This window comes from Methylocystis suflitae, assembly GCF_024448135.1.
Classification (GTDB): domain Bacteria; phylum Pseudomonadota; class Alphaproteobacteria; order Rhizobiales; family Beijerinckiaceae; genus Methylocystis; species Methylocystis suflitae.
This window is the reverse complement of record NZ_JAMRYX010000069.1, coordinates 1-6,599: the sequence shown is the minus strand read 5'-3', so window position 1 is coordinate 6,599 and position 6,599 is coordinate 1. Positions and strand designations below refer to the sequence as shown.

Annotated in this window: 10 protein-coding genes; 5 read left to right on the top strand and 5 right to left on the bottom strand. The window is 60.4% G+C overall.

Going from position 1 to position 6,599, the window contains the following annotated elements; genetic code table 11:
- Window positions 1–184: 184 nt before the first annotated feature.
- Window positions 185–535, bottom strand: coding sequence for a site-specific integrase (locus tag NEI07_RS05480; protein ID WP_256033235.1), 351 nt, complete (start codon window positions 533–535; stop codon window positions 185–187).
- Here NEI07_RS05480 and NEI07_RS05475 point away from each other — a divergent pair.
- The 3 genes from NEI07_RS05475 (at window position 528) to NEI07_RS05465 (ending at window position 2,372) form a co-directional block, all read left to right on the top strand.
- Complete coding sequence (locus NEI07_RS05475) at window positions 528–785, top strand: AbrB/MazE/SpoVT family DNA-binding domain-containing protein (protein ID WP_256033234.1); 258 nt, start codon at window positions 528–530, stop codon at window positions 783–785. The two genes, NEI07_RS05480 and NEI07_RS05475, sit on opposite strands and share 8 nt — an antisense overlap.
- Before the next feature lies 1 nt (window position 786).
- Window positions 787–1,119 carry a type II toxin-antitoxin system PemK/MazF family toxin gene (locus NEI07_RS05470; protein ID WP_256033233.1) on the top strand — a complete coding sequence of 111 codons (333 nt, stop codon included), beginning with the start codon at window positions 787–789 and terminating at the stop codon, window positions 1,117–1,119.
- 233 nt (window positions 1,120–1,352) lie between these two features.
- Window positions 1,353–2,372 (top strand): hypothetical protein, encoded by a 1,020-nt coding sequence (locus NEI07_RS05465; protein WP_256033231.1) that lies wholly within the window; start codon window positions 1,353–1,355, stop codon window positions 2,370–2,372.
- A gap of 41 nt (window positions 2,373–2,413) precedes the next feature.
- Here NEI07_RS05465 and NEI07_RS05460 read toward each other — a convergent pair whose 3' ends face one another.
- From NEI07_RS05460 to NEI07_RS05450, 3 genes are all read right to left on the bottom strand, one after another.
- Window positions 2,414–3,403, bottom strand: coding sequence for a tyrosine-type recombinase/integrase (locus tag NEI07_RS05460; protein WP_256033230.1), 990 nt, complete (start codon window positions 3,401–3,403; stop codon window positions 2,414–2,416).
- A 119-nt stretch (window positions 3,404–3,522) separates the two neighbouring features.
- A complete protein-coding gene (locus NEI07_RS05455) occupies window positions 3,523–3,675 on the bottom strand; it encodes a hypothetical protein (RefSeq protein ID WP_256033229.1) in 153 nt (50 codons plus the stop codon).
- A gap of 47 nt (window positions 3,676–3,722) precedes the next feature.
- Window positions 3,723–3,935 carry a hypothetical protein gene (locus tag NEI07_RS05450; protein WP_256033228.1) on the bottom strand — a complete coding sequence of 71 codons (213 nt, stop codon included), beginning with the start codon at window positions 3,933–3,935 and terminating at the stop codon, window positions 3,723–3,725.
- A 112-nt stretch (window positions 3,936–4,047) separates the two neighbouring features.
- Between NEI07_RS05450 and NEI07_RS05445 the strand changes: the two genes are divergently transcribed.
- Window positions 4,048–4,485 (top strand): hypothetical protein, encoded by a 438-nt coding sequence (locus NEI07_RS05445; protein ID WP_256033227.1) that lies wholly within the window; start codon window positions 4,048–4,050, stop codon window positions 4,483–4,485.
- A gap of 50 nt (window positions 4,486–4,535) precedes the next feature.
- Here NEI07_RS05445 and NEI07_RS05440 read toward each other — a convergent pair whose 3' ends face one another.
- Window positions 4,536–5,102 (bottom strand): hypothetical protein, encoded by a 567-nt coding sequence (locus tag NEI07_RS05440; RefSeq protein ID WP_256033226.1) that lies wholly within the window; start codon window positions 5,100–5,102, stop codon window positions 4,536–4,538.
- 437 nt (window positions 5,103–5,539) lie between these two features.
- Here NEI07_RS05440 and NEI07_RS05435 point away from each other — a divergent pair.
- A partial coding sequence (locus tag NEI07_RS05435) for a cbb3-type cytochrome c oxidase subunit I (protein WP_256033225.1) occupies window positions 5,540–6,599 on the top strand: 1,060 nt, incomplete at its 3' end.

The window sequence follows — 6,599 nt, the reverse complement described above, 5'->3', positions numbered from 1 at the left end:
TGCCCGTGATCATGGCTGTTACGCGTATGCAAAAGTTAAGACTTTCGACGACGGCTATTAACCGTTATAATTCAATGTGTTGAGCGCATCGAAAGATAGGTCGGATATCCGGAAATTCGGCGCATCGCAAGATCAAATCGCCACCCTCTCCACCTCGTCGAGGCTGATCTCATCGCGACGCCGGTCATAGAGCTGCGTCGTGCGCGTCGAGGCGTGGTTCGCTATGCTCGCGGCCTTCGAGCGTGCCGCCATTTTTATGATAGGCGGTGATGCCCGTGGCGCGGAGAGAGTGATTGTTGGTCTTGATCTCGGCCGCATCGGTGCGGCGTCGGATCATGGCGTAGGCGTTCGCTTGGGGCAGGGGCGCCAGAGTTAACTTGTTCGTGCCGCGCCCGATTGTGCGGAACAGCGGCCCCTTCACGTCACTGGCGAGGCCGCAGCCGTCGAGAGCCATTGCGTTGACAATGGTCTTGCGACGCATGGCCGCATGAGTTATATTTTTATATAATCTAAGGAAGAAGGCACCCATGTACATTACCAATCTCCGCAAAGTCGGCGGGTCGGTCATGTTGGCCGTACCACCCGCCATCCTTGATCTCCTGCACCTGCGTCCCGGCGCCACGGTTGGCGTAACTGTCGATGGCGGCCGCCTGGTGATAGAACCGCAACAGCGACCGCGCTACAGCCTGGACGAGCTGCTGGCCCAATGTGACGCCTCGGCCGAGCTGTCCGTTGAAGACCGCGTCTGGGTCGATGCGAAGCCGGTCGGCCGTGAGCTGCTATAATATGGAGCGCGGCGATATTTATCTGGTGTCGCTCGACCCCACCTCCGGGCATGAACAACAAGGCACGCGCCCCGTCCTGGTCGTATCGCCGGCCGCCTTCAACCGTCTGACTAAAACTCCCGTGGTGCTGCCGATCACCAGTGGCGGGGACTTCGCCCGCACGGCCGGCTTCGCGGTGTCGCTCATGGGGACGGGGATGCGCACGACGGGCGTCGTCCGGTGTGACCAGCCGCGCGCCCTCGATCTCGGCTCACGCCACGCCCGCAAGCTGGAGAGCGTGCCGGCGTCGATCATGGACGAGGCGCTGGCGAAGCTGGCTACAATTTTCGAGTGAGAGCCGGGCGGCGTTGCGCGCCGGATCACGTTCGAAGATGCAGGGCGCTCAGGTCCTGTTTCGCTGTTTATCGATAAGCGCGGTTGTAAATTGTGCATCGCAACAATATTCTAGCTGCATCGCAGCGAGAATGCCCTTGCTGGTAGCCCTCCTTGGGAGTTCCTCCCTCGACTTGGGCCATCGCTTCGCGATGTCCCACGGGTCGCGAACTGTGAGGACGCGTGCGCATGTATATGTCTCCGACATTTTTCTTCGACGCCGGCTTGCGCTCGCTCATGCGCAATCCGTTCTTCAATCCGACGCGCCCCATCCTGCTGGAGGGCGAAAGCAATTTCCGTCTGTTGGACGGGCGCGAGGGCCTTGTCGTCACGCTCGCGCCGAACGCCTCGATCTTCGACCGGCCGGGCCGATCCGTTTGCCGATGGCCTGGAACGAAAACGCTTCCGCGTCAAAATCCGCATCCGCCGCCGCGACAATCGCGGGTGATGCGCGAATTGAGTATCTTTCTTCACATGCTTTGCGGCGGCGGCGATGTCCTGCTCAACCGAATTACGACGCAAGGCGAACAGCGCGACATTCTGCTGACCGCGGGCGAGGGCAATGTCGTCGAGAAAATCGATTTGGCTGAGCTCGCCAGAGACGGCGCGCCGCCGCTGCTGTTCCTTCAGCCTGCCTATCTCTGTTCGTCCGCCAATGTGGTGATCCAGTCGATCCCCTGCGACGCCTCGGTCATGAGCTGGGCGCGGGCCCTCTATGTCTATGTCGCGCGCTTCCCCCGTGAATTCGGCGCATCGGCGATCCTGTGCCTCTCCGGACGGACAAGGGTCTGGTGCGAGCGGTTGGCGCCGGGCGAGAGTAGGGACTTCGCTCTTGGCAATGTTATCGCGGCGACGGCGAATATCGCCTCCACGCTGCGGCCGACGAGCAAATGTCATCCCGAAGACCGCGTTGTGAATGTCGCCGATCGCAAACATGTCGACGCATCCCGCTCATGCGCCGACGATGATATAGCGACGCGTGCGCTGAAAGACCGGATCGCCGATTTTTTTCGCGCCGCCCGGGTTCTCTTCGAATCGATCCGCGCCCGCGAAGGATTCTTCCTGTGCGAAATGACGAACCCTTCCGATAAACCGGCCTTTGTCTTTGTGCAGCTCAACAAGAGCGGGTTTTACGGCGGCTCCGGGCTCATCGGGTTCGTCATAAGATTCGTCTCGGCGCTGTTTCGAAGCTCGCATTTGTCGATGGGACATTGAAAATGTTCGAGCGACCGATGGGTCGATGTCGTCAGCGTGGATCAAATCACCACGCGTTCGATTTCATCGAGGCTCATCTCGTCACGCCGGCGATCATAGAGCTGGGTGGTGCGCGTCGAAGCGTGGTTGGCCATGGCGGCGGCTTTTTCGAGCGTGCCGCCATTCTTCAGATATGCGGTGATGCCCGTGGCGCGGAAACTGTGATTGCCGATCTTGGTGGCGATTCCGGCCGCCAGGGCGCGCCGGCGGATCATTGCATAGGCGTTGGCCTGGGGCAGGGGCGCTTCGGTGAGCTGGCCCGTGCCGCGCCCGATCGTGCGGAACAGCGGCCCCTTGGAATCGTCAGTGAGGCCGCAGCCGTTGAGATAGGCGTGAAGGTGAGCCTCAAGATTGTGGTGGCAGGGCATGTTATGGCGGTTGCCGCCCTTCTCGTGCAGCCGCACCCATAGGCGGCGGTTCTGCACGTAAACGTCTTCGACCTTCATGGCGAGCGCCGCGCCGATGCGCGCGAAGGAATAGACCATCAGCGCGATCAAGGCGCGATCGCGCAAGCCGGCCGGCGTGGTCAGGTCGATGCCGTCGAGCAACAGTCGCGCCTCCTGCGGATCAAGCACCGGCGTCTTGCCGACTTTGACGACATGCCTGGGACCGCGCACGCTCGCCGCGGGGTTGGTCGGGACAATCTGGCCAGTCACAAGCCAATCGAACAGCATGCGGATCGCCGCCAGGCGCTGCTTGGCGGTCGGGGCGCTGCGGCTGCGGGTGAGGGCTTCGACATAAGCGCCGACATGCAGCGGCCCCACCTCGACGATCGACGCGACGCCCTGCCGCTCGCACCAAGCCAGGAACTCACCAATCGCGCGGCCATAGGCGCGGCGCGTGTGGGCGTTGCGAATGTTGGAAACGAAGAACTCCCAAAAACGCATCTGCGCCCGCTCACCAGCCCTGTGCACAAGGGCGTGAACGCGGAAAAAAGCCAGCGCCGGACGCGTGTCGATCGGCTGTAGCGCGCGCGGCTCAGTTTCGGACATTGCGGGCGTCCTTGAATGTGATCGACGGCTCCTCGGCGTCGTAGCTCGACAGGCGCAACAGCACGAGATCGGGGTGCGCGCCAAGAACGGCCAGGGCCGCGGCGACGCTCTCGGCTTCATTAAAACCTGTCGAAGCCCCAATGATAATCCACCATCTCCTCATATTCGGTCGACTCAACAGGCTCATCGGCGACGAGTCCGATCAGCTCATCGCGCAGGGCGGCGGTCTTCTTGATCCAAACGACGACGGTGAATTTCGGCAGGAGGGGCATGAGAGATCCTACGGCGGCACAGCGGCGCAGCGCATCTGGTTTCTGACTCATCCTTGCGCCTGCTTCGCGTAATACGCCTTCCAGAGCTGCTCGAGCTCTGCAAGGAGCCTGGCGTAGTCACCTTCAGCATCCACGACGGTTTGGTCGGTTTTGTCGACACCCTCGTCCTTGAGCTGCGTCAGTCTGCTGCCGCGCTGCTGCAACTGGACGAACGCCGCCCGCCAGTCATCGAGGAAGCGTTTGTCATGTTCGTCTGGCATGCGGAGTGTGGCCTCTTATCAATTATAAGATAAAGGCCGTTATCAAAGATAGGACGAGCTTGGCTATAAGATCGAATCGATGCGATCCTGATGGATGTTATTCTGGACGCCCATGCGAGAGGAAGTCTTGCGCGTCAGCTTTAGAGACATCCAGGACGCCTTCGAATTCGTGTCCGCTGGCGGCGGAGACGAACATGAAGCCTTTTTGTGCAAGCAGACGAGCAAGATTTATTACCATTCCGAGCTCTACGACGACCTGGACCAATTGCCAGACGACATTGGCGACAGCGACAAGTTCCTCCAAATACCGGACAAACGAGAGCTCGATCTCGGCAAGCCTCTCGCGTTGGACTTCGCTCGCGAATTCCTAGCCGATGACTTTGACGGCGTCCGACGGTTTTTCCGCAAAAAGGGCGCTTACGCCAGATTCAAGGAACTGTTGGAACGAAGAGGCGCGCTCGATCGATGGTATGCGTTCGAGGAAAAAGCAGTGGAAAGAGCTCTGAGGACCTGGTGCGAGCTCAATTCGATTGAGGTGATCGATGAATAGCGGCAGGCATCGCTATCACAATAACTTTTGCACCTAACTTTTACACAAACTTATACCTTCAGAATCAGATAGTTATTATTAACCCGAAAGTCTTGATTGATGCGTGAGTCCTCAGCGTTCCCCTCATTTTTCAGATGATCCCGAAAGCATCGGAAAACGCGCGATTTTCGCGTAGCAATTGCTGATATCTCTCGATGAGTGGCTTGAGCCTTACGTCGGGCATGTTGGGGATGAGTTCGTAGAGCAGGCATCCTTGGCGAAACAATGAATGCACGCGTCGCTTGGCGGTGCTGGTTCTCAACTGCCGGATAAATCTCGTGGATCGTCGCAGCGATGAGCTTCTCTCGCTTGGCGTCCAACACGAGCGTATCTTTTCGTCGCCCCAGCGCGCGCGGTTCGACCGATGACACCGTGCCCTTGGCTCGATAGGCTGCGATCAAACGATACATCGTTGATCGGCTGACGCCCAATTCCTGCGTGATTTCATCGACGGCGCCGATCGACAGTCTTTTCTCGTCGTACCGCTTCAACAGGCTCCGGATTGCTTCCTCGCGCCGGCAGCCTTCTTCTCTGCGCCGAAAAGCCTCGTCGTCTTCGGGAGCGTCGCTTTCGCCCATTGGCGCCTACCGGAGTTCTCAAAAAAGGTTGCGGCTTCAAACTCCCAAATCCGTGACGGTGAGCTCGTTGAGACGATAGTTGCTTGTGCAGGAGAAATGCGCGCTGACTTGATCGTTATGCAGACCGATGGTCACGATAGCGCTTTGGATTCGATCATCGGGAGGCACAACCGAGCGCGTCATGCACGAAGCGCCTTGTCCTGTATTGGCGATTCCGCGAAGCCCCCTAAATGACGTAACCGGAGCCGAGACCGCATGTTGGAAGGTAGCGGCGACTCGTTTTAGACGCGCCGCGCCTGGCGTTTTTTGCTGTTGAATTCGAGGAGGACGTCGTGGAAAGCGCGCGTAAACTCTGGATTTCTCTCATCGCCCTGTTGGCGCTTTCCTTTGCCGTGCTTTTGCTCATTGGCCGAGAAATCAGCGTCAAGGCGCCGCCATTGCCGGCGCGCGTCGTTACCGAAGGCGGCCGCACGGTCTACACCCTCGCCGACATCCAGCGGGGCCGGCAGGTATGGCAATCGATCGGCGGCATGCAACTCGGCTCGGTCTGGGGACATGGCGGCTACGTCGCGCCGGACTGGACCGCCGACTGGCAGCACCGAGAACTCGTCGCCATCCTGGATGTGTGGGCGCGCCGCGAGTTCGGCGCCGGCCGATACGCTGATCTCAACGAGGGGCAGCAGAGTTCGCTTCGCGGACGGCTGCGCCCGATGATGAGGCGAAACACGTTCGATCCGAAGACTGGGGCAATCACTGTTTCTGAGGAGCGGGCTCAGGCGATCGACCTCGTCTCGAGCCACTATGAGAGCCTGTTCGGCGACGATCCGCGCAGCGCGGAGCTTCGCGAGAACTACGCAATGAAGAACGGCACTGTCGCCGACGCCGAGCATCGGCGGGCGCTAGGCGCCTTCTTCTGGTGGACCGCTTGGGCCGCGACCACGGAGCGGCCGGGAAGCCGCGTCAGCTACACCAACAACTGGCCGAGCGAACCGCTGGTCGACAACCGCCCGCCTGCGACCACCTTCATCTGGTCTGCGTTCAGCGTGGTATTCCTGCTTGCCGGCATTGGCCTGCTCGGCTGGCACCGCGCCGTCAGTCATGCGCGCGGCGCCGAGACGTGCGATGTGCCCGCGCGGGATCCGATGCGCAACGTGATGGTCACGCCGTCCATGCGCGCGACCGCCAAATATTTTTGGGTGCTCCTTGCCTTGTTTCTCGTCCAGATCCTCTTCGGCGCCATAAGCGCCCATTACCAGGTCGAGGGGCAGCTGTTTTACGGCTACCCGATGGCGGAGATCCTCCCCTATTCGATCACCCGCACCTGGCACACGCAATTGGCCGTCCTGTGGATCGCCACCGCTTGGCTGGGCACTGGGCTCTACATGGCGCCGGCGATTTCCGGCTACGAGCCGAAGTTCCAGGCGCTGGGGGTAAATGTGCTCTGGATCTGCTTGCTGATCATCGTCGTCGGCGCCTTCGCGGGCCAATGGCTCGCGG

Bases quoted from the DNA above. Each gene is read 5' to 3' on its own strand.
- NEI07_RS05475 (WP_256033234.1), top strand. From the start codon at position 528: ATGTACATTACCAATCTCCGCAAAGTCGGCGGGTCGGTCATGTTGGCC.
- NEI07_RS05445 (WP_256033227.1), top strand. From the start codon at position 4,048: ATGCGAGAGGAAGTCTTGCGCGTCAGCTTTAGAGACATCCAGGACGCC.
- NEI07_RS05440 (WP_256033226.1), bottom strand. From the start codon at position 5,102: ATGGGCGAAAGCGACGCTCCCGAAGACGACGAGGCTTTTCGGCGCAGA.
- NEI07_RS05460 (WP_256033230.1), bottom strand. From the start codon at position 3,403: ATGTCCGAAACTGAGCCGCGCGCGCTACAGCCGATCGACACGCGTCCG.
- NEI07_RS05455 (WP_256033229.1), bottom strand. From the start codon at position 3,675: ATGCCCCTCCTGCCGAAATTCACCGTCGTCGTTTGGATCAAGAAGACC.
- NEI07_RS05480 (WP_256033235.1), bottom strand. From the start codon at position 535: ATGTACATGGGTGCCTTCTTCCTTAGATTATATAAAAATATAACTCAT.
- NEI07_RS05465 (WP_256033231.1), top strand. From the start codon at position 1,353: ATGTCTCCGACATTTTTCTTCGACGCCGGCTTGCGCTCGCTCATGCGC.
- NEI07_RS05470 (WP_256033233.1), top strand. From the start codon at position 787: ATGGAGCGCGGCGATATTTATCTGGTGTCGCTCGACCCCACCTCCGGG.
- NEI07_RS05450 (WP_256033228.1), bottom strand. From the start codon at position 3,935: ATGCCAGACGAACATGACAAACGCTTCCTCGATGACTGGCGGGCGGCG.